Origin of the sequence: Streptomyces europaeiscabiei, assembly GCF_036346855.1 — a bacterium.
GTDB lineage: Bacteria > Actinomycetota > Actinomycetes > Streptomycetales > Streptomycetaceae > Streptomyces > Streptomyces europaeiscabiei.
This window is the reverse complement of record NZ_CP107841.1, coordinates 2,821,639-2,840,608: the sequence shown is the minus strand read 5'-3', so window position 1 is coordinate 2,840,608 and position 18,970 is coordinate 2,821,639. Positions and strand designations below refer to the sequence as shown.

Annotated in this window: 20 protein-coding genes and 1 riboswitch; of the genes, 12 read left to right on the top strand and 8 right to left on the bottom strand. The window is 71.1% G+C overall.

What is annotated here, in order from left to right; translation table 11 throughout:
- Window positions 1-37: 37 nt before the first annotated feature.
- The 3 genes from macS to OG858_RS12325 all read left to right on the top strand — a co-directional run bounded on the left by macS (window position 38) and on the right by OG858_RS12325 (window position 3,211).
- Window positions 38-1,291: a MacS family sensor histidine kinase gene (gene macS, locus OG858_RS12335; RefSeq protein WP_086750985.1), complete on the top strand. Its 1,254-nt coding sequence runs from the start codon at window positions 38-40 to the stop codon at window positions 1,289-1,291.
- Window positions 1,292-1,371: 80 nt separating this feature from the next.
- Window positions 1,372-2,019 (top strand): response regulator, encoded by a 648-nt coding sequence (locus OG858_RS12330; RefSeq protein ID WP_086750987.1) that lies wholly within the window; start codon window positions 1,372-1,374, stop codon window positions 2,017-2,019.
- 163 nt (window positions 2,020-2,182) lie between these two features.
- Window positions 2,183-3,211, top strand: coding sequence for a 6-phosphofructokinase (locus tag OG858_RS12325; protein WP_086750986.1), 1,029 nt, complete (start codon window positions 2,183-2,185; stop codon window positions 3,209-3,211).
- A gap of 217 nt (window positions 3,212-3,428) precedes the next feature.
- On the opposite strand, the gene OG858_RS12320 is transcribed toward OG858_RS12325, so the two are convergent.
- A complete protein-coding gene (locus OG858_RS12320) occupies window positions 3,429-5,291 on the bottom strand; it encodes an anthranilate synthase family protein (RefSeq protein ID WP_319260840.1) in 1,863 nt (620 codons plus the stop codon).
- A 118-nt stretch (window positions 5,292-5,409) separates the two neighbouring features.
- Window positions 5,410-5,466 (bottom strand): trp operon leader peptide, encoded by a 57-nt coding sequence (locus tag OG858_RS48120; protein WP_076973970.1) that lies wholly within the window; start codon window positions 5,464-5,466, stop codon window positions 5,410-5,412.
- 228 nt (window positions 5,467-5,694) lie between these two features.
- Between OG858_RS48120 and OG858_RS12315 the strand changes: the two genes are divergently transcribed.
- The 3 genes from OG858_RS12315 (at window position 5,695) to OG858_RS12305 (ending at window position 7,734) form a co-directional block, all read left to right on the top strand.
- On the top strand, window positions 5,695-5,895 hold the full coding sequence (locus OG858_RS12315; RefSeq protein ID WP_256960444.1) for a hypothetical protein: 201 nt from the start codon (window positions 5,695-5,697) through the stop codon (window positions 5,893-5,895).
- A 110-nt stretch (window positions 5,896-6,005) separates the two neighbouring features.
- Window positions 6,006-7,355 carry a class II 3-deoxy-7-phosphoheptulonate synthase gene (locus tag OG858_RS12310; protein ID WP_037696300.1) on the top strand — a complete coding sequence of 450 codons (1,350 nt, stop codon included), beginning with the start codon at window positions 6,006-6,008 and terminating at the stop codon, window positions 7,353-7,355.
- A gap of 145 nt (window positions 7,356-7,500) precedes the next feature.
- Complete coding sequence (locus OG858_RS12305; RefSeq protein ID WP_046709443.1) at window positions 7,501-7,734, top strand: (2Fe-2S)-binding protein; 234 nt, start codon at window positions 7,501-7,503, stop codon at window positions 7,732-7,734.
- A gap of 1 nt (window position 7,735) precedes the next feature.
- Here OG858_RS12305 and bfr read toward each other — a convergent pair whose 3' ends face one another.
- Window positions 7,736-8,215: a bacterioferritin gene (gene bfr, locus OG858_RS12300; RefSeq protein ID WP_319066107.1), complete on the bottom strand. Its 480-nt coding sequence runs from the start codon at window positions 8,213-8,215 to the stop codon at window positions 7,736-7,738.
- Window positions 8,216-8,390: 175 nt separating this feature from the next.
- On the opposite strand from bfr, the gene OG858_RS12295 reads away from it, so the two are divergent.
- Window positions 8,391-9,038, top strand: a complete 648-nt coding sequence (locus OG858_RS12295; protein WP_086748726.1) for a sulfite oxidase-like oxidoreductase — start codon at window positions 8,391-8,393, stop codon at window positions 9,036-9,038.
- 19 nt (window positions 9,039-9,057) lie between these two features.
- On the opposite strand, the gene OG858_RS12290 is transcribed toward OG858_RS12295, so the two are convergent.
- From OG858_RS12290 to thiO, 5 genes are all read right to left on the bottom strand, one after another.
- Window positions 9,058-9,981, bottom strand: coding sequence for a deoxyribonuclease IV (locus OG858_RS12290; RefSeq protein WP_406195932.1), 924 nt, complete (start codon window positions 9,979-9,981; stop codon window positions 9,058-9,060).
- Between the two features lie 567 nt (window positions 9,982-10,548).
- Entirely contained in the window at window positions 10,549-12,468 is a 1,920-nt protein-coding gene (gene pknB, locus OG858_RS12285; protein WP_086746503.1) for a Stk1 family PASTA domain-containing Ser/Thr kinase, read from the bottom strand.
- Between the two features lie 183 nt (window positions 12,469-12,651).
- A complete protein-coding gene (locus tag OG858_RS12280) occupies window positions 12,652-13,446 on the bottom strand; it encodes a thiazole synthase (RefSeq protein ID WP_086746501.1) in 795 nt (264 codons plus the stop codon).
- A gap of 4 nt (window positions 13,447-13,450) precedes the next feature.
- The gene (gene thiS, locus OG858_RS12275) at window positions 13,451-13,651 is read right to left on the bottom strand and encodes a sulfur carrier protein ThiS (RefSeq protein ID WP_086746502.1); all 201 of its coding nucleotides are present in this window, start codon (window positions 13,649-13,651) and stop codon (window positions 13,451-13,453) included.
- A gap of 14 nt (window positions 13,652-13,665) precedes the next feature.
- Complete coding sequence (gene thiO, locus OG858_RS12270; protein WP_086746500.1) at window positions 13,666-14,841, bottom strand: glycine oxidase ThiO; 1,176 nt, start codon at window positions 14,839-14,841, stop codon at window positions 13,666-13,668.
- Window positions 14,839-14,950: riboswitch (TPP riboswitch) on the bottom strand. It overlaps the preceding gene by 3 nt.
- Window positions 14,951-15,002: 52 nt before the next feature.
- Here thiO and OG858_RS12265 point away from each other — a divergent pair.
- The 5 genes from OG858_RS12265 to metF all read left to right on the top strand — a co-directional run bounded on the left by OG858_RS12265 (window position 15,003) and on the right by metF (window position 18,928).
- Window positions 15,003-15,386, top strand: coding sequence for a hypothetical protein (locus OG858_RS12265; protein ID WP_086746499.1), 384 nt, complete (start codon window positions 15,003-15,005; stop codon window positions 15,384-15,386).
- Window positions 15,387-15,418: 32 nt separating this feature from the next.
- Entirely contained in the window at window positions 15,419-16,648 is a 1,230-nt protein-coding gene (locus tag OG858_RS12260; RefSeq protein ID WP_086746498.1) for an NAD(P)/FAD-dependent oxidoreductase, read from the top strand.
- 107 nt (window positions 16,649-16,755) lie between these two features.
- Window positions 16,756-17,121 (top strand): Rv2175c family DNA-binding protein, encoded by a 366-nt coding sequence (locus OG858_RS12255; RefSeq protein ID WP_013004329.1) that lies wholly within the window; start codon window positions 16,756-16,758, stop codon window positions 17,119-17,121.
- Window positions 17,122-17,247: 126 nt separating this feature from the next.
- Window positions 17,248-17,892, top strand: a complete 645-nt coding sequence (thiE, locus tag OG858_RS12250; protein ID WP_060891750.1) for a thiamine phosphate synthase — start codon at window positions 17,248-17,250, stop codon at window positions 17,890-17,892.
- 112 nt (window positions 17,893-18,004) lie between these two features.
- Window positions 18,005-18,928, top strand: a complete 924-nt coding sequence (metF, locus tag OG858_RS12245) for a methylenetetrahydrofolate reductase [NAD(P)H] (RefSeq protein WP_086746497.1) — start codon at window positions 18,005-18,007, stop codon at window positions 18,926-18,928.
- The last annotated feature ends 42 nt before the right edge of the window (window positions 18,929-18,970 follow it).

Below are 18,970 nucleotides of genomic sequence, written 5' to 3'. Positions count from 1 at the left end.
GGTCCCGGACGCGATCGTCGTGGGTGGGGTGGGGGATATGCCTGAGCGTGAGCGGGTCATGCGCATGTCGGTCGAGCAGCCGCTGTGGCGAGCGCTCACCGGCTACCGGATCCTGACGATGATCTACGCGATCGGCCTCTTCGTCAGCGCGTACGACAAGTTCGAGCGCCCATGGCTGGCCGTCGCCTACTTCGCGGTGCTGGCCGGCTGGACGCTGGTGACCCTGCCGAAGGTGGCGGGCGCGGCCAGTTGCACCAAACGGTTCCTCACGGCCGACGTCACCATCGCGATCGTCGGCATCCTGCTCACCCGGTTCGCCGACTCGACCGCGCGGGTGGAGGCCGGAGGCCCGACGCTCCCCTCGATATGGACCGCCGGCGCGGTGCTGGCGTTCGCCATCAAGGGCGGCTGGCGCTGGGCCGCCTTCGCCTCCACGCTCGTCGCCGTCGCCAACCTGATCCACCGGGGCGCCCCCACTCGCGACACCGTCCACAACGTGCTGCTGGTCTGGGTCGCCTCCATCGCCATCGGATACGTCGTCGAGGTCGCCCGCGCCTCCGAGCGCACCCTCGCCCGCGCCCTGGAGATCGAGGCCGCCACCCGCGAACGGGAACGCCTCGCCCGGGACATCCACGACGGAGTGCTCCAGGTGCTCGCCATGGTCCAGCGGCGCGGAAACGCCCTCGGCGGCGAGGCCGCCGAACTGGGCCGGATGGCCGGTGAGCAGGAGGTCGCCCTGCGCACCCTGGTCTCCGCCGGACTGGTCCCCGTCTCCCGCGTCTCGGAGGACGCGGCCCAGGGAGCGGTCGTACGGGTGGTGGACGAACGGGACGCGGGAGACGACGACGGCGACGCCGCGGACCCGGTGGATCTGCGCGCCCTCCTCGCCCCGTACGCCGGCGCGATGGTCACCTTCTCCGAGCCCGGCGGCCCGGTGCCGCTCGCCCCGCGGGCCGCGCGGGAGCTGGCGGCGGCCGTCGGCGCCGCCCTGGACAATGTGCGCGAACACGCCGGGAACGGGGCGCGGGCCTGGATCCTGGTCGAGGACTGGCCGGACGAGATCATCGTGACCGTACGGGACGACGGCCCCGGCATCCCCGAGGGGCGGCTCGCCCAGGCCGAGGGCGAGGGACGGCTCGGGGTGGCCCACTCCATCCGGGGACGGCTGCGCGACATCGGCGGCACGGCCGAACTGATCTCGGTGCCCGGACAGGGCACGGAAGTCGAACTGAAGGTGCCCAAGGCCCCGGAAGGGCCGAAGGGCGTACGGGGGAAGGTGGAGAAGCGGTGACGGAGAGCGTGGAGAGCGTGCGGAACGGCGGGCCGGCGGACGGACGGGCACAATCCGGCGGGAGCGGCCCCATCAGGGTCATGGTGGTCGACGACCACCCCATGTGGCGCGACGCCGTCGCCCGTGATCTGGCCGAGGCCGGCTTCGACGTGGTCGCGACGGCGGGCGACGGCGAGCAGGCGGTACGGCGCGCCCACGCCGCAGCGCCGGACGTCCTCGTCCTGGACCTGAACCTGCCCGCGAAGCCGGGGGTGCAGGTCTGCAAGGAACTGGTGGGCGCGAACCCGGCGTTGCGGGTGCTGGTCCTGTCGGCGAGCGGGGAGCACGCGGACGTACTGGAGGCGGTGAAGTCCGGCGCCACGGGCTACCTGCTGAAGTCGGCCTCGACCGAGGAGCTGACCGACGCCGTACGCCGCACCGCGGTCGGCGACCCCGTCTTCACCCCCGGTCTCGCGGGCCTGGTCCTCGGCGAGTACCGCCGCCTCGCCTCCGAGCCCGCCCCCGCGCCGGGCGCCGACGAGCCCAAGGCGCCGCAGCTCACCGACCGCGAGACCGAGGTGCTCCGGCTCGTCGCGAAGGGGCTGAGCTACAAGCAGATCGCCGAACGCCTCGTCATCTCGCACCGCACGGTCCAGAACCACGTCCAGAACACCCTCGGCAAGCTCCAGCTCCACAACCGGGTGGAACTGGTCCGCTATGCCATAGAGCGCGGTCTCGACGACGAGTAAACGCCGCGAATCACCCCATAGAGTGAAGGCGATTTGATCAACTCTGATCAACTCACCCTCAAACGGCGGTAATTCGCCGGAATTGACTTCCCGTACATGCCGAAGTGACCTGGATCACTACTAGCGTGGCTTCACCAGGCAACTGCGGCGAAGGGACATTTCCATGCGCGTCGGAGTACTCACCGGAGGCGGCGACTGCCCCGGGCTCAACGCCGTCATCCGGGGCGTCGTCCGCAAGGGCGTGCAGGAGTACGGCTACGACTTCGTGGGCTTCCGGGACGGCTGGCGGGGTCCGCTCGAGAACGACACCGTCCGCCTCGACATCCCCGCCGTCCGCGGCATCCTGCCCCGCGGCGGCACCATCCTCGGCTCCTCGCGCACCAACCCGCTCAAGCAGGACAACGGCATCCGCCGCATCAAGGACAACCTCGCGAAGCAGGAGGTCGAGGCACTCATCGCCATCGGCGGCGAGGACACGCTCGGTGTGGCCGCGCGTCTGTCGGACGAGTACGGGGTGCCGTGCGTGGGCGTCCCGAAGACGATCGACAACGACCTCTCCGCCACCGACTACACCTTCGGTTTCGACACCGCCGTGGGCATCGCCACGGAAGCGATCGACCGCCTGCACACCACCGCCGAGTCCCACATGCGGGTCCTCGTCGTCGAGGTGATGGGCCGGCACGCCGGCTGGATCGCCATCCACTCCGGCCTGGCCGGCGGCGCCAACGTCATCCTCATCCCCGAACAGCGCTTCGACGTCGACAAGGTGTGCGCCTGGGTGACGTCCCGCTTCAAGGCCTCGTACGCGCCGATCGTGGTCGTCGCGGAGGGGGCCATGCCGAAGGACGGCCAGATGGTCCTCAAGGACGGCTCACTCGACTCCTTCGGGCACGTCCGCCTCTCCGGCGTCGGCGAATGGCTGTCCAAGGAGATCGAGAGGCGCACGGGCAAAGAGGCCCGTACGACCGTCCTCGGCCACGTCCAGCGCGGCGGCACCCCCTCCGCCTTCGACCGCTGGCTCGCCACGCGGTTCGGCCTCCACGCCATCGACGCCGTCCATGACCGGGACTTCGGCAAGATGGTCGCCCTCCGTGGGACGGACATCGTCCGCGTCCCGATCGCCGACGCGACGGCAAGGTTGAAGACGGTCGACCCGAAGCTCTACGAGGAGGTCGGCGTCTTCTTCGGCTGAGGCGGGCGCGGGAGGGGGCGGGGGTTCGGTTCGTCGGCGGGTGCGGGTCCGGCGGGGCTTCTCGCGCAGTTCCCCGCGCCTCTGAGAAGCAGGGGCTGCGCCCCCTGCTTCTCAGAGGCGCGGGGCCGTGGCCTTCCAGGCCCGCAGGGGCCTGGCCCTTCAGGGGCGCGGGAACTGCGCGACCAGCCCCCACCGGGCTCGCACCCCACCCGCGACCCTAGAGCGCCCGCAGGGACTGAACCCCCGCCACCAGCTCCCGCACCACAGCCACCCCGTCCATCGTCAGCACCGACTCTGGATGGAACTGCACCCCCGCGAACCCGGCCCCCCGCAGCGCGTGCACCTCCCCGCCCTCGCCACGGCTGACCTCCACCCCGTGCGCGGCCAGCTCCGCCGCCGCCCCGTCGTCACAACGCGCCACGAAGCTGTTGTAGAACCCGACGGTCTCGCGGCGCCCGAACAGATCGATCTCGGTCTGCGCCCCCTGGTAGGGGACCTCCTTCCGGACGATCTCCAGCCCCAGCTCGACCGCGATCAGTTCGTGCCCGAGACACACCCCGAGCACCCCCCGCCGGTGTTCCCGGATCACCGACGCGGTCAGCGACCGCAGAAACCGCATCTTGGGATCGTCGAGATCGCCGGGATCCCCGGGCCCGGGCCCCAGCACCACCACCCCCTCGTGCGCGAGCACGGCCTCCCGCAGCCCCGGCTCGTCGTAGCGCCGAACCGTCACCTCCAGCCCCGACGACCGCAGCAGATGCGCGAGCATCGCGGTGAACGTGTCCTCGGCGTCCACGACGAGCGCGTGCCCCGTCAGCTCGGCCGTCCGCTCCTGCATCCGCAGCCAGAACGGTGCCAACGACCCCCGCCGCCCGTCCAGCGCGGCACGCACCCGAGGGTCGTCCGCCAGAACCGGCCGCACCCGCTCCGGGCCGGGCCGCCCCGGCCGTACCCCCAGCGCCGTCAGCACCCCCGCCGCCTTCGCGTGCGTCTCGGCGACCTCGCCCGCCGGATCCGACCCGCGGACGAGCGTGGCACCCACCGGCACCTTCAGCCGCCCGTCCGCCGCGATGTCGGCGGTACGGATCAGAATCGGCGAGTCCAGGGTCTGCGCCCCTCCCGAATCCCGCCCCACCAGCGCCAACGCCCCCGCGTAGTACCCGCGCCCGCCCACCTCGTGCCGCTCGATCACCCGGCAGGCGTTCTGCACGGGCGACCCGGTGACCGTGGCGGCGAACATCGTCTCCTTCAGCACTTCCCGCACATCCAGCGAGGACCGCCCGCGCAGCTCGTACTCGGTGTGCGCGAGGTGTGCCATCTCCTTCAGCCGGGGCCCGACCACGACCCCGCCCATGTCACCGACCGTGCACATCATCTTGAGCTCCTCGTCGACGACCATCGAGAGCTCCTCGATCTCCTTGCCGTCGGCGAGGAAGGCCAGCAGGCTCTCCGGCGTCGGCCCTTCGGCCGGATAGCGGTAGGTCCCGCTGATCGGGTTCATCACGACCGTCCCGCCGGACATCCGGACGTGCACCTCGGGGCTGGCACCCACGAGGGTCCGCTCACCGGTGTGCACCACGAAGGTCCAGTACGCGCCCCGCTCGCCCTCCAGCAGCCGCCGGAACAGCGCGAGCGCGTCGGCGCGGCCGAAGCCCGGGACCGTGCCCTCGTACGTCCGCCGGATCACGAAGTTCGCGCCCTCGCCCCGCCCGATCTCCTCGTGCAGCACCCGGCCGACGATCTCCGCGTACTCCTCGTCGTCCACGTCGAAGCCTCCGTCCTCGACCCGGACGTCATGCGCGGGCAGCTCCGCGAGGACCCGGTCCAGCGGCAGGTCGTACGACTCCTCCGGCACCAGCACCGACAGGGGCGTCCCGTCGTCGCGGACGTCGAAGCCGCGTTCGCGGATCTGCCGGAAGGGCACGAGAGCCAGCCCCTCGTCGGGGATGTCGGCGAGCCGCTCGCAGGTGGTCACCGGGCCGATCAGCAGCTCCACCGTGTCGTGGTCGTGCAGGCCGGGTGTGCGGCGGCGCAGCAGGGCGAACGGGCGCTCGTCGGACAGGAGCCGGGTCAGGTCCATGGATTCCTCTTCCCTGGGGGATCACGGTCGTCGCGGTGATCGGGGAGGAGCGGCCGGGCCCTGGAAACGCCGAAGGCCGCCCCTCGGGCGGCCTTCGCGAAGTCTTGCGTACGCGCAGTCAGTGGGCCGCCGGATGAGCGGTCCACCACCAGTTCTGGATCGAGTGCGCGAACATGCGCGGCACCTTACCGGACATCTCCCGTGAACTCACGTGATCCTGTCGGAGGTTCTCCTTGTGATCACTCCCGGTTCGGTCTTTGGCATGTTCTAGACGATTTGTGGATACGGAAGGGCGAGTGTGTCACTCATACGGAGAATGAGGCCGGCGACAGGTTCAAGATGACCGACACGAGCACCGACGCCGCAGGCCCTGAGCTACTGGCCGAAGCTCGGCGCGGACCAGGTGGAGGAGCTGTGGGGACTGGCGGAGCACATCTGCCCCGGTACGAGCCTGCGCACGAGCTACCCCCACGAGTTCAAGGCCACCGAGGAGCCGGACGAGAAGAAGAACGCCTGTGACGGCTACGACAACGCCGCCGACCTGTCGCTGCGCACGGTCTTCGCCGTGGGCTTCGACGACAGCGCGGAGATGAACCTGCACTGACGCGGGCCCCACTCCACAGGCCCGACGAACCCCGCTCCGATCGAGCGGGGTTCGTCTCAATTGATGAGCATGGGGGTGGACGCCCGACACGACCCCGTAATGTGGAGGTCGTGACCGTGAACGCTAAGTCCAGCGCGAGCGCTGGCAACACCTGGCGAGACCTGCCCGCGGCGCAGCAGCCCGAGTACCCCGACACCGAGGCTCTGCGCGCAGTCGTTGCGGAGCTCGAGTCGTATCCGCCGCTCGTCTTCGCGGGCGAGTGCGACCAGCTGCGCGCCCGGATGGCGTCCGTCGCCAAGGGAGAGGCGTTCCTCCTCCAGGGCGGCGACTGTGCCGAGGCCTTCGACGGCGTCTCGGCCGACCACATCCGCAACAAGCTGAAGACGCTGCTCCAGATGGGTGCCGTCCTCACGTACGCGGCCTCCGTGCCGGTCGTGAAGGTCGGCCGTATCGCCGGGCAGTACTCCAAGCCGCGCTCCAAGGGCACCGAGACCCGCGACGGCGTGACCCTGCCGACGTACCGGGGCGACTCGGTCAACGGCTTCGACTTCAACGAGGCCGCCCGGATCCCGGACCCCGAGCGCCTGAAGCGGATGTACAACGCCTCCGCCTCCACGCTCAACCTGGTCCGCGCCTTCACCACCGGCGGTTACGCCGACCTGCGCCAGGTGCACGCCTGGAACCAGGACTTCGTGAAGTCGTCCCCGTCCGGCCAGCGCTACGAGCAGCTCGCCCGTGAGATCGACAACGCGCTGAACTTCATGCACGCCTGCGGGACCGACCCGGAGGAGTTCCGCACCGTCGAGTTCTTCTCCTCGCACGAGGCGCTGCTGCTCGACTACGAGTCGGCGCTGACCCGCGTGGACTCGCGCACGGGGCATCTGTACGACGTGTCGGCGCACATGGTGTGGATCGGTGAACGCACCCGCCAGCTGGACCACGCGCACATCGAGTTCGCCTCGCAGATCCGCAACCCGATCGGGATCAAGCTCGGCCCGACGACCACGGCCGAGGAGGCGCTGCAGTACATCGAGCGCCTCGACCCCGACCGCGAGCCCGGCCGGCTCACCTTCATCGTGCGCATGGGCGCGGACAAGGTCCGCGACAAGCTGCCCGAGCTGGTCGAGAAGGTCACCGCCTCCGGCGCGACCGTCGCGTGGATCACCGACCCGATGCACGGCAACACCTACGAGGCGGCCTCCGGCCACAAGACCCGCCGCTTCGACGACGTGCTCGACGAGGTCAAGGGCTTCTTCGAGGTCCACAAGGGCCTCGGCACCCACCCGGGCGGCATCCACGTGGAGCTGACCGGCGACGACGTCACGGAGTGCGTGGGCGGCGGCGACGAGATCTTCGTCGACGATCTGCACCAGCGCTACGAGACCGCCTGCGACCCCCGGCTCAACCGCAGCCAGTCCCTGGACCTGGCGTTCCTGGTCGCGGAGCTGTACCGCGACTAGTGACAGCCGTGACAGCTGAATGGAGTGGGGCGCGGATCACATACGATCCGCGCCCCACTCCACTTTTGCGGTCCCGGCCCGCCGGGTAAGGTTAGGTTAGCCTCACCGATCTTCGGGATGGCGTCCTGTACCGATCCGGCGGGAGGTGAACCGCGTGTTCGTCTGTAGTTGCTTCGGCGTCACCGAGCAGCAGGTCAAGAAACACGCGGCGGACGGCGCCTGCACTCCTCGCCAGATCGCGTCGGCCTGCAAGGCGGGCACGGACTGCGGCTCATGCGTACGCCGGATCCAGGCGATTCTCGGCAGGGGTGCCTGCCCGCGCCGTGAGCCGGCCGACCAGGTCGGGTCGGTCCTCGCCGAGCTGGAGGAAGCGGCGTAGCTCAGCTCTCCGGCTGCTCGATCAGCTGCGCGAGGTACAGCGGCTCGCCGAGCTTCTCCAGCAGTTCCAGCTGGGTGTCGAGGTAGTCGATGTGGTGCTCCTCGTCCGCGAGGATCGACTCGAAGATGTTCGCCGAGGTGACGTCGCCCTTGTTGCGCATCACCTCGATACCGCGCTTGAGACGGTCGATCGCCTCGACCTCGACCTGCCGGTCGGCCTCGAACATCTCCTTGACCGTCTGGCCCACGCGGACGTGGAACAGCCGCTGGTAGTTCGGCAGCCCGTCCAGGAACAGGATCCGGTCGGTGAGCACCTCCGCGTGCTTCATCTCGTCGAACGACTCGTGACGCGTGTACTTCGCGAGCTTCGTCCAGCCGAAGTTCTCCTGCATCTTCGCGTGCAGGAAGTACTGGTTGATCGCGGTGAGCTCCGCGGTGAGCTGCTCGTTGAGGAATTCGATGACCTCGGGGTCGCCCTGCATCGCAGAAGCTCCTTACCAAGCGGGGAATGAGGAGGTTGCGCCGCGATGATTGCACCGCTGCCGAAGATCGTCCAGTAAGTGCAAGCTTAGTAAGTAAGTGCAGCCTTAGTTCTAAATGTCCGAGTCGGGTGGACCCTGGTCATGTGCACCACTCGGGGTCTGTCAGGATGGAGTCATGGGTCAGCCGGTGGGACGCGAATCAGGAGATCGCGCATCTGAGAACGCGGCGTCGTCGCAGCTTCCGCCGGGACAGCGACTCCAGCGCGGCTGGCCGGTCACGCACTACGGGCCCGTCCCCAAGTTCCGCCCCGAGCGCTGGGACTTCCGGGTCTTCGGCGCCACCGCCGACGGCGAGAAGCACTCCTGGACCCATGACGAGCTCACCGCCCTGCCGTACGCCTCGGTGGTGGCCGATCTGCACTGCGTGACGAAGTTCAGCATGGTCGGCGCCGAATGGGGCGGCATCCCGGCCCGCACGATCCTGCGGACCGCGCCGCCCGGCCCCGAGGTCACCCATGTGATGGTGTGGGCCGAGTACGGCTTCAGCTCCAACCTCCGCCTCGCCGACTTCGCCGACGACCGCGCGATCTTCGCCACCCACAAGGACGGCGAACTCCTGACCGCCGAGCACGGTTTCCCGCTCCGCCTCGTCGTCCCTCACCTGTACGCCTGGAAGGGCCCCAAGTGGGTCCGCGGCATCGAGTACATGACCGCCGACCGCCGCGGTTTCTGGGAGGAGCGCGGCTACCACAACATCGGCGACCCCTGGCAGGAACAGCGCTACTCGTACCAGGAGGAGCCGGGGGACGGCCCCGAGCTGTGACGGCCCCGCGGCCGGGGCGTCAGCCGTCCCTGAGCCTCTTCAGGCGCTCCACGTCCGCCGCGTGGCCCTCCTTGCCGCCGGGTGTCTCGATGATCAGGGGGACGCCCTCGGTGGCGGGGTGGGTCATCAGGGCGCGGAACGGGTCCTCTCCGATGTGACCGGAGCCGATGTTCTCGTGGCGGTCCTTGTGGGCGCCGACCACGTCCTTGGAGTCGTTGGCGTGGATCAGCTTCAGCCGACCCTCACCGACGGTGTCCACCAGCAGGTCCAGGGTCCGGTGCATTCCGCTCGGGCCGGTCAGGTCGTGCCCCGCCGCGAAGATGTGGCAGGTGTCCAGACAGACGCCCAGCTTCGGATGGGAGTCCAGCGCCTCGAAGTACGGCCCGAAGTCCCAGGTGCGCGAGCAGAGCGAGGCCCCCTGGCCCGCCGTCGACTCCAGGAGCAGATACGGGTCGTCGTCGTGGGTCAACTCGTCCAGCAGCGGCAGCAGATACTCACGCACCTGCTTCAGCGCCACCGACCGGTCCCGCCCGCCGGTCGCGCTCCCCGTGTGTACGACGACGCCCAGCGCGCCGATCTCCCTGCCCCGGCGCAGCGAGTGCCGCATCGACTCCACGGACTTCTCCGCCGTCGCCTCGGTGTGCGACCCGAAGTTGATCAGATAAGGCGCGTGCACGTACGCGGGGATCGACTCCTCGGCACAGGCCGCCCGGAACTCCTCGTCCTGCCGGGGGTTCCCGGTCGGTGTCGCCCAGCCACGCGGATTGGCGACGAAGACCTGGACCGTCTCGGCCCCGAGATCCCGGGCGTACGTCAGGCCGACGGAGTTCAGGCCACCGGCGACGGGGATGTGCCCGCCGACGGGGTTACGGGACGGGCCGGAGGGGCTGCCGGAGGGGCTGGAGGACAGGCCGGAGAGGCCGGAGGACCGCTGAGTGCTCACGGCACCAGGGTGTCATGCGCCCCACGGCGCCGGACCGGCAGCTTCGACGGCTGCCCCCGGACGTCCCTGCCTCCCACAACTTCCGTCCGGACATGGCTGCTTCCTGTGACTCCCGCACGGATGACCTTGCTCTGTCGGTCCCGGAGGCCGGCCGATCTCGCTCTGCCGGTCCAGGGAGCCGGCCGATCTCGAACGGCTGCGGAATCGCCGGGCGCGCCGGCCAGGGTCTGGGGGCCACCCTGGCCGCCCTGGCCACCCGGCTGCCCTGGCCGTCCCGGCTACCTGGCCGCCCTGGCCGCCCGGCTGCCCTGGCCGTCCCGGCTACCTGGCCGCCCGGCTACCTGGCCGCCCCGGCTGCCCGGCTACCTGGCCGCCCGGCTACCTGGCCGTCCCGGCCACCTGGCCACCCTGGCCGCCCCGGCCACCCGGCCACGCCGGCGATGCTCACCATCACCTTCTGGGCGAGCCCGCCCGCCAGTGAGCACGGCCCGAGGGCGACGAAGTGCACGCTGTCGCCGATGAGGGGCCGGCCGGTCGGGCGATCCCGGACGGCCGGTCCGGCTTCGGTCAGCCGATCTCGATCGTGATCTTCGACCCCTTGGGGGCCGTGTCACCGCCGTCCACCGACTGGCCCTTCACCTCGTCGGCGAAGAATCCGAGGATGCCCCGGTCCTCCTCGACCTCGAAGCCGGCGGCCTCCAGCCTGCGGGTCGCCTCGTCGACGTTGTCACCCACGACGTCCGGGACCTCGACCATCACGGGACCCTTGGAGATCGTCAGGGTGACGGTGTCGCCCACGCCGACCTGCTTGCCCGCCCCTGGCGACTGCTCGGCCACGAGCCCCTTGTCGAACTCGGAGTTGACCTGCTTCGAGGCGATCTCCACCTTGAGGCCGGCCTCCTCCAGCTGGGCCTTGGCGTCGTCGACCGAGGCACCGGACAGCTCGGGCAGCTCCACCGGGGCGCCCCGGCTGACCAGGATCCTGACGGCCGTGCCCGAGGAGATCTCGGTGCCGGAGCCCGGCTGGGTGCTGATCACCTGGCCCCGGATGACCTCGTCGCTGAACTCCCTTGTCACCAGGCCCGGTTCGAGCCCGGCATCCTTCAGCTTGCTCTGCGCGACGTCCAGCCGGTACCCCTTCAGATCGGGCACCTTCACGGTCTCCGGGCCCTTGGAGATCGTCACCGTCACGGTGTCGTTGTCCCGGATCCGCTCCCCGGGCGCCGGGTCGGTGCTGATCACCCTGCCGCGCTTCACGGTGTCGCTGAACGCCTGCTCGACCTCGACGTCCAGCCCAACGCCCTCCAGCCGCTTCGTGGCGTCCGCCCGGCTCTGCTGCAGCACGGCCGGGACCTGCGTGAACTGGCCCGAGTTGATGTACCAGACGCCCCCGCCCACGCCGAGGACGAGCAGCACCGCGACGACGACCGCCACCAGCCCACGCCGGGGCGCCGCCGGGGCGTTGCGCGGGCGCCGGGGCGGCGGCGGAGGCGACTCGAACCGGCTCGTACGGTTGAACGGGTCGGGGTCCACCGCCACCGACCGCGACACGGACAGCGAGCGCGGGATCACGCTCGTCCGGTCCTCCGCGGTGTCATGGCCGCCGGCTATCGCCTGCGGCGGCACCACGTCCAGCTGCTCGTCGCTCAGCCCCGCCCGTGCCTCCAGCGTCTGCGCGAGCAGGGCGACGGCGTCGTACGGCCGCAGCTCCGGATTGCGCGCGGTCGCCGAGGCGACCAGTTCGTCCAGCTCGTACGCCAGCCCCGGCACGGCGGCCGACGGCGGCGGCACGTCGTCGTTCAGCGCGCGGTACAGCACCTGCGCGGGGGACTCGCCGGCGTGCGGCTTGGCGCCGGTGAGCATCTCGTAGAGCATCACGCCGCACGCGTACACGTCGACGCGGGTGTCGGTCGTGCCGTGCTCCAGCTGCTCGGGGGCGAGGTAGGAGACGGTGCCGAGGACGGTCCCGGTGGTGCTGGTGACGGTGTCCACGGCCCGTACGAGCCCGAAGTCGGCGACCTTGACCCGGCCGTCGTCCCCTATCAGCACGTTCTCCGGCTTCATGTCCCGGTGCACGAACCCGGCGCGGTGCGCGGCGCCGAGCGCGGCGAGCACCGGCTCCAGGATGTCCAGCGCCGCCCGGGGCTGCAGCGCCCCGCGGTCGCGCAGCACGTCACGCAGGGTGCAGCCGGCGACGTACTCCATCGCGAGATAGACGTACGAGCCGTCGGTGCCCTGGTCGTAGACCCCCACCACGTTCGGGTGGGACAGCCGGGCCACCGACTTGGCCTCACGGATGAACCGCTCTACGAACGTCCGGTCCGCGGCCAGCGTCGGATGCATCACCTTGAGCGCGAGCACGCGGTCGAGGCGGGTGTCCACGGTCCTGTAGACCGTGGCCATGCCGCCGACCGCGATCCGCGCCTCGACTCGATACCGGCCGTCGAGCACATGGCCGACAAGCGGGTCCTGAAGGGTCGTGTCCACGCAGGCGAGTGTACGAGCCGCCGCCGACAGGCCCATGAGTCCCGTGGCACCGAAGACGCACTGCAGCAGAGCTGTGACCCGGATCGGACGGCTGTGACAGGCGGGTGCGCGGCGGAACTCGTTCGGCTGTTCGAGTGAGGGTGGGGTGACGTGGGATCCGGCTCAGCGCGCCGGCCGGTCCGGTCAGAACGCAGGGCGCTCCGGATCCAGCCGTGCCAGCCCCTCACCCGGTGACGACGCCTCCGCGAAGTGCCGGCGGGGGATGCGGCCCGCCCGGTACGCCAGCCGTCCCGCCTCCACCGCGTGCCGCATGCCCTCGGCCATGAGGACCGGCTCCTGGGCCCGGGTCACGGCGGAGGCGAGCATGACCCCGGCGCATCCCAGCTCCATCGCGAGAGCCACGTCCGACGCCGTACCGGCACCCGCGTCGAGAATCACCGGCACGCGCGCGTGCTCCACGATCAGCTGGAAGTTGTGCGGGTTGCGGATGCCGAGCCCGGACCCGATGGGCGACCCGAGCGGCATGATCGCGGCACAGCCCACGTCCTGAAGCCTCCGCGCGAGCACGGGATCGTCGTTGGTGTACGGCAGCACGGTGAAACCGTCGTCGACGAGCGTCTCGGCGGCGTCGAGCAGCTCGATCGGATCGGGCAGCAGCGTGCGCTCGTCGGCGATGACCTCCAGCTTGACCAGGGACGTACCGAGCGCCTCGCGCGCGAGGCGGGCCGTCAGCACGGCCTCGCCCGCCGTGAAACAGCCGGCCGTGTTGGGCAGCACCCGGATGCCGAGCCTGTCGAGCACGGACAGGACCGAGCCGTGCACGGACGCGTTCACGCGGCGCATCGCGACCGTCGTCAGCTCCGTGCCGGAGGCCACCAGCGCACGTTCCAGCACGTCGAGGCCGGCCGCTCCGCCGGTGCCCATGATCAGGCGGGACGAGTAGGTCGTGCCGCCGAGGACGAAGGGGTCGTCTGCCATGGGATCAGCCTCCTTGGACGGCGGTGAGGACCTCGACGCGGTCCCCCTCGGCGAGGGCGGTGGTCGTCCACCGCGCGCGCGGGACGACGGTTTCGTTGAGCGCGGCGGCGACACCGGACGGGGACGGGGTGAGCGTCGTGACGAGCGCGTCGAGGGCCGTGCCGGGAGCGATCTGCCGGCGCTCCCCGTTGACGAGGATGTTCAGTGTCCCGGTGGCGCTCATACGGGCTGCTCCATCAGTTCGCGGGCCGCGCGGGCGCGGAACCGCAGCGGCGTGAAGTCACGGGCCTCCGCCGGCAGTTCACCCGTGGTCAGCACATGGGCCAGCACATCGCCGGTGACCGGGGTGAGGAGCACTCCGTTGCGGTGGTGGCCGGTCGCGAGGATCAGGCCGTCGAGCCCGGAGGGGCCGAGGAGCGGCGCGTTGTCGGGGGAGGCGGGGCGCAGGCCCGCGCGGGTCTCGGTGAGCGGCAGTTCGGTGATCCCGGGGACGAGCTCATGGGCGTCCCGCAGCAGTTCGTACACCCCGCCCGCGGTCACCGTGGTGTCCCAGCCCTGCTCCTCGCTGGTCGCGCCGACGACGAGTTCGCCGTTCTCGCGCGGCACCAGGTAGACGTGGCTGCCGCGCACCACGGCCCGCACGGTACGGCTCAGGAACGGCGCGTAGGGCTTCGGTACGGTCAGCCGCAGCACCTGCCCCTTCACCGGCCGCACCGGCGGCAGTACGTCGTCCGGGACCCCGGCGAGCCGCCCGCTGAGGCTGCCCGCGGCGAGGACGACCTGGCCGGCGGACAGCCGGTCACCGTCACCGGCCCGGACCCCGGCGGCCCGCTCCCGGACCACCGACAGCTCCTCGGCCCAGGTCCGGTGGAAGACCACCCCGGCCCGCTCGCAGGCCGCCACGAGGGCCCTGGAGAGCCGCCTCGGGTCGATCTGGTGGTCCCCGTCGACCCGTAGCCCGCCGCGTACGCCCGGCGCGAGCATCGGCTCCAGACGGCGGCAGTCGCGGCCGCTCAGCCATTCCGAGTCCAGGCCCGACCGGCGCTGCAGGGTGTGCAGTTCGCGCAGATGGGCGCGGTCGTCGGCGTCGAGCGCGACGGCGAGCGTGCCCGAGCGGCGGTAGCCGAGGTCGAGGCCGGTCACCTCCGTCAGCTCGGCCGCGAAGTCCGGGTAGCGGCGCGCGGACTCCAGGTTGAGCCCCAGCAGCGTCTGTTCCCCGTAGTGCAGTTCGGTGACCGCGGCGAGCATCCCGGCCGCCACCTGCGCGGCGCCGCCGCCGGGCGCGGGATCGACCACGGCGGTGGCGAACCCGCGCCGCGCGGCCCGCCACGCCGTGACGAGCCCGATGATTCCGCCCCCCACGACGAGGACGTCTGACGTGTGCGTACGCGACATGGGCGTCCAGCCCCTCCCTTCGCCGGCATGACCCGGATCAGGTTCGTACGGTCGGAGGCCGCCAGCCTCCCTCTCAGCCCGGTGCGTCCGGGCTCCCGCGAGTGCTCTACGTTGGCCCACCTTAGCCCTCGCCGTTCGTCCCAGTAAGGGAGCCTCCGCCCATGGCCCGCTCGCTCGACGGTCTCGTCCTCGCCCCGGTCACGGACCAGGCCCCTGGTCAGGTGGGCACCCGTACCCGGTTCACGTACCACGAGAAGGACGGCGAGATCTGGGCCGAGTACGCGGGCGGCGACGTCGTGCGCGGTCATCTCGTGGGCACGCGCGCGGGGGACCGGCTGGACTTCCGGTACGTCCAGCTGAAGACCGACGGGACCACCGCGTCCGGGCACTGCCGGTCCCTGGTGGTCGAACTGCCCGACGGGCGGGTCCGGCTGGAGGAGACCTGGGAGTGGGAGTCGCGGCCGGGCAGCGGGACGAGCGTGGTGGAGCAGATCGAGGGGACCGGGGGCCGGGCCACGGGGAGCGCGCGACGCTCCACCGGCTGACTGACCGAATGTCAGTTGTCTATGGTGACCGGGTGAGCGAGCAGACGCAGCAAAGGGGCGGAACGCCGACGCGGCGCGTGGTCGTCGTGGGCGCGGGCATGGCCGGCGTGCAGACCGCGGTCGCTCTGCGTGAACAGGGCTTCTCGGGCGAGGTGACGCTGATCGGCGCCGAGCCGCACCAGCCGTACGACCGGCCGCCGTTGTCCAAGGCCGTACTGCTCGGCAAGGCGGAGGGATCCGCCTTCGACGTCGACTTCGAGGCGCTCGGCATCGAACTCCGGCTGGGCTGCGAGGTGTCGGGCCTGCGCCCGGCCGAGCACGAACTCGACACGGCCGCGGGGCCCGTCCCGTACGACCTCCTCGTCCTGGCGACCGGCGCGGAACCGATCCGGTTGCCGGGTGCCGAGGGGGTGCCCGGGGTGCATCTGCTGCGAACCCTGGACGACGCCGAGCGGCTGCGGCCCGTGCTGGCCCGGCAGCACGACATCGTGGTCGTGGGCGCGGGCTGGATCGGCGCCGAGTTCGCCACGGCCGCGCGCGAGGCGGGCTGCGCGGTGACGGTCGTCGAGGCGGCCGACCGCCCGCTCGCGGGCGCGCTCCCGGCGGAGGTGGCCGCGCCGATGGCCGCCTGGTACGCCGACAGCGGGACCACCCTGCGCACCCACGCGCGCGTGGAGCGCGTCGAGCCCGGGACGGTGGTCCTGGACGACGGCACCCGGGTACCGGCCGGCGCGGTCGTCGTGGGGATCGGCGCCCGTCCGGCGACGGCCTGGCTGAAGGACTCGGGCATCGAGCTGGGCGCACACGGCGAGGTGGTGGCCGACGACCACCTGCGCGCCTCCGCGCCGGACGTCTACGCGGTCGGCGACTGCGCCTCCTTCCCCTCGGGCAGGTACGGCCGACGCCTCCTCGTCCACCACTGGGACAACGCCCTCCAGGGCCCCCGCACGGTCGCCGCGAACATCGTCGGCGAGACCCCCGAGCCCTACGACCCCGTCCCCTACTTCTGGTCCGAACAGTTCGGCCGCTTCGTCCAGTACGCGGGCGACCACGCCTCCGCCGACACCATGGTCCGGCGCGGCGACCCCACCGGCGCCGCCTGGTCGGTCTGCTGGCTCCGCGAGCACCGGCTGGTCGCCCTGCTGGCGGTGGGCCGCCCCCGGGACCTGGCCCAGGGCCGCCGCCTGATCGAGGCGGGCACGCCGATGGACCCGGAGATGCTGGAGGACCCGGCCAGGCCCCTGAAGGCGGCGACGGTGTAGGGCAGGGGCGTATTTTCCGCTGCCCGGGGCTCTCCGACCTCCGCTGTCGGGCCCCGTCGGAGGGGCTCGGCTACCCACTGTCAGTCCCAGATGGCAGTCTTGGAGGCGTGACCGAGATTGACGCAAAGATCGATGCTCTCGTCCCCGCGTGGCTGACCCTCCCCGACATCGCAGAGATGCTGGACGTCGAGGTGACCCGCGTGCGGCAGCTGGTGAAGGAAGGCCAGCTCATCGCCGTACGCCGTGGTGAGAACCGCGCGCTGCACGTCCCCGCCGCATTCATCGACGAGGACAAGGTGGTCAAGGGCCTGACCGGCACCCTGACCCTGCTGAGGGACGACGGCTTCACCGACGAAGAGATGCTGGAGTGGCTCTTCACTCCGGACCCGAGCCTGCCCGGAACCCCGGCCCAGGCTCTGAGCGAGAATCGCGGCACGGAGGTGAAGCGCCGCGCCCAGGCGCTCGCCGTCTGACCCGGAACACCTGAAACACCCGAAATCTGTCACGCAGCCGCCTGCGCGGTGTACGGGGGCGGGGCCCGCGAGGGCCGTGATCCCGTACACCGCACCGACACCGCACCGCCAACGGGGGACTCACGCATGCCCGACGCCGCCGCACAGCTCGCCGATGCCCGGCTCTACCTCTGCACGGACGCCCGCAAGCGCCAGGGCGACCTGCCGGAGTTCCTGGACGCGGTCCTGGGCGGCGGCGTGGACATCGTGCAGCTCCGCGACAAGGGCATGGAGGCCGGTGAGGAGCTGGAGCACCTCCAGGTCCTCGCGGACGCGTGCCGCCGTCACGGCAGGCTGCTCGCCGTCAACGACCGCGCGGACGTCGCCCACGCCATCGGTGCGGACGTGCTTCACCTCGGCCAGGGCGACCTCCCCGTCCCCGCCGCCCGCGCCGTCCTCGGTGCGGACGTCCTCATCGGCCGCTCCACCCACGCCGAGCAGGAGGCAGCCGCCGCGGCCGTCCAGGAGGGCGTGGACTACTTCTGCACGGGTCCCTGCTGGCCCACCCCCACCAAGCCCGGCCGCCACGCCCCCGGCCTGGACCTCGTGCGGTACACCGCCGCCCTCGGCACCGACCGCCCCTGGTTCGCCATCGGCGGCATCGACCTCGGCAATCTCGACGAGGTCGTCGAGGCGGGCGCCCGCCGGGCCGTCGTCGTCCGGGCGATCACGGAGGCCGACGACCCCGGAGCCGCCGCGGCGGAGTTCACCAAGCGTCTGCGCGCCCTCTAGCCGGCCCCCGGCGCGGACCACGGCTGTCCAAGGCGTGGACAGGAGGTCGGCAAAGCGGACAAAAATCCCACCTCTGGTTGGGGGACGGCCGCGACCTGGCTAACCTGCCGGTATGGCCCTAGGAACCGCTTCCACCAGGACTGATCACGCACGCACCGTGCGTGACATGCTCGCCACGGGCAGGACCACGTACTCCTTCGAGTTCTGGGCGCCCAAGACGGAGAAGGGTGAGCGGAACCTGTGGAACGCCCTCCGCAGGATCGAGGCGGTCGCCCCCAGCTTCGTCTCCGTGACGTACGGCGCCGGCGGCTCCACCCGGGCCGGCACGGTGAAGGCGACCGAGCAGATCGCCGCCGACACCACCCTCACCCCGGTCGCCCACCTCACCGCGGTCAGCCACTCCATCGCCGAGCTGCGCAACATCATCGGCCAGTACGCGGACGCCGGGATCCGCAACATGCTCGCGGTCCGTGGTGACCCGCCCGGCGACCCGATGGGCGAGTGGATCGCGCATCCGCAGGGCCTGACGTACGCGGCCGAACTCGTGCAGCTCATCAAGGAGTCGGGTGACTTCTGCGTGGGTGTCGCGGCCTTCCCGGAGATGCACCCGCGGTCCCCGGACTGGGACAGCGACGTGGCGCGCTTCGTCGACAAGTGCCGCGCCGGCGCCGACTACGCGATCACGCAGATGTTCTTCCACCCGGACTCGTACCTGCGTCTGAGGGACGCGGTCGCGAAGGCCGGCTGTGAAACCCCTGTGATTCCCGAGGTCATGCCCGTCACCAGCGTGAAGATGCTGGAACGGTTGCCGCAACTCAGCAACGCCGCCATCCCGGACGCCCTGAAAGAGCGGATCGTCACAGCCAAAGACGATCCGGCCGCTGTACGCTCCATTGGCATCGAGTTCGCCACGGAGTTCTGCGCGAGGCTGCTGGACGAAGGAGTCCCCGGACTCCACTTCATCACCCTGAACAACTCCACTGCGACACTGGAAATTCACGAGAACCTGGGCCCGCACCATCCACCACGGGCCTAGACCGGTCGCACTCGCGTACGACACACTGCGTAGCGGCCACAG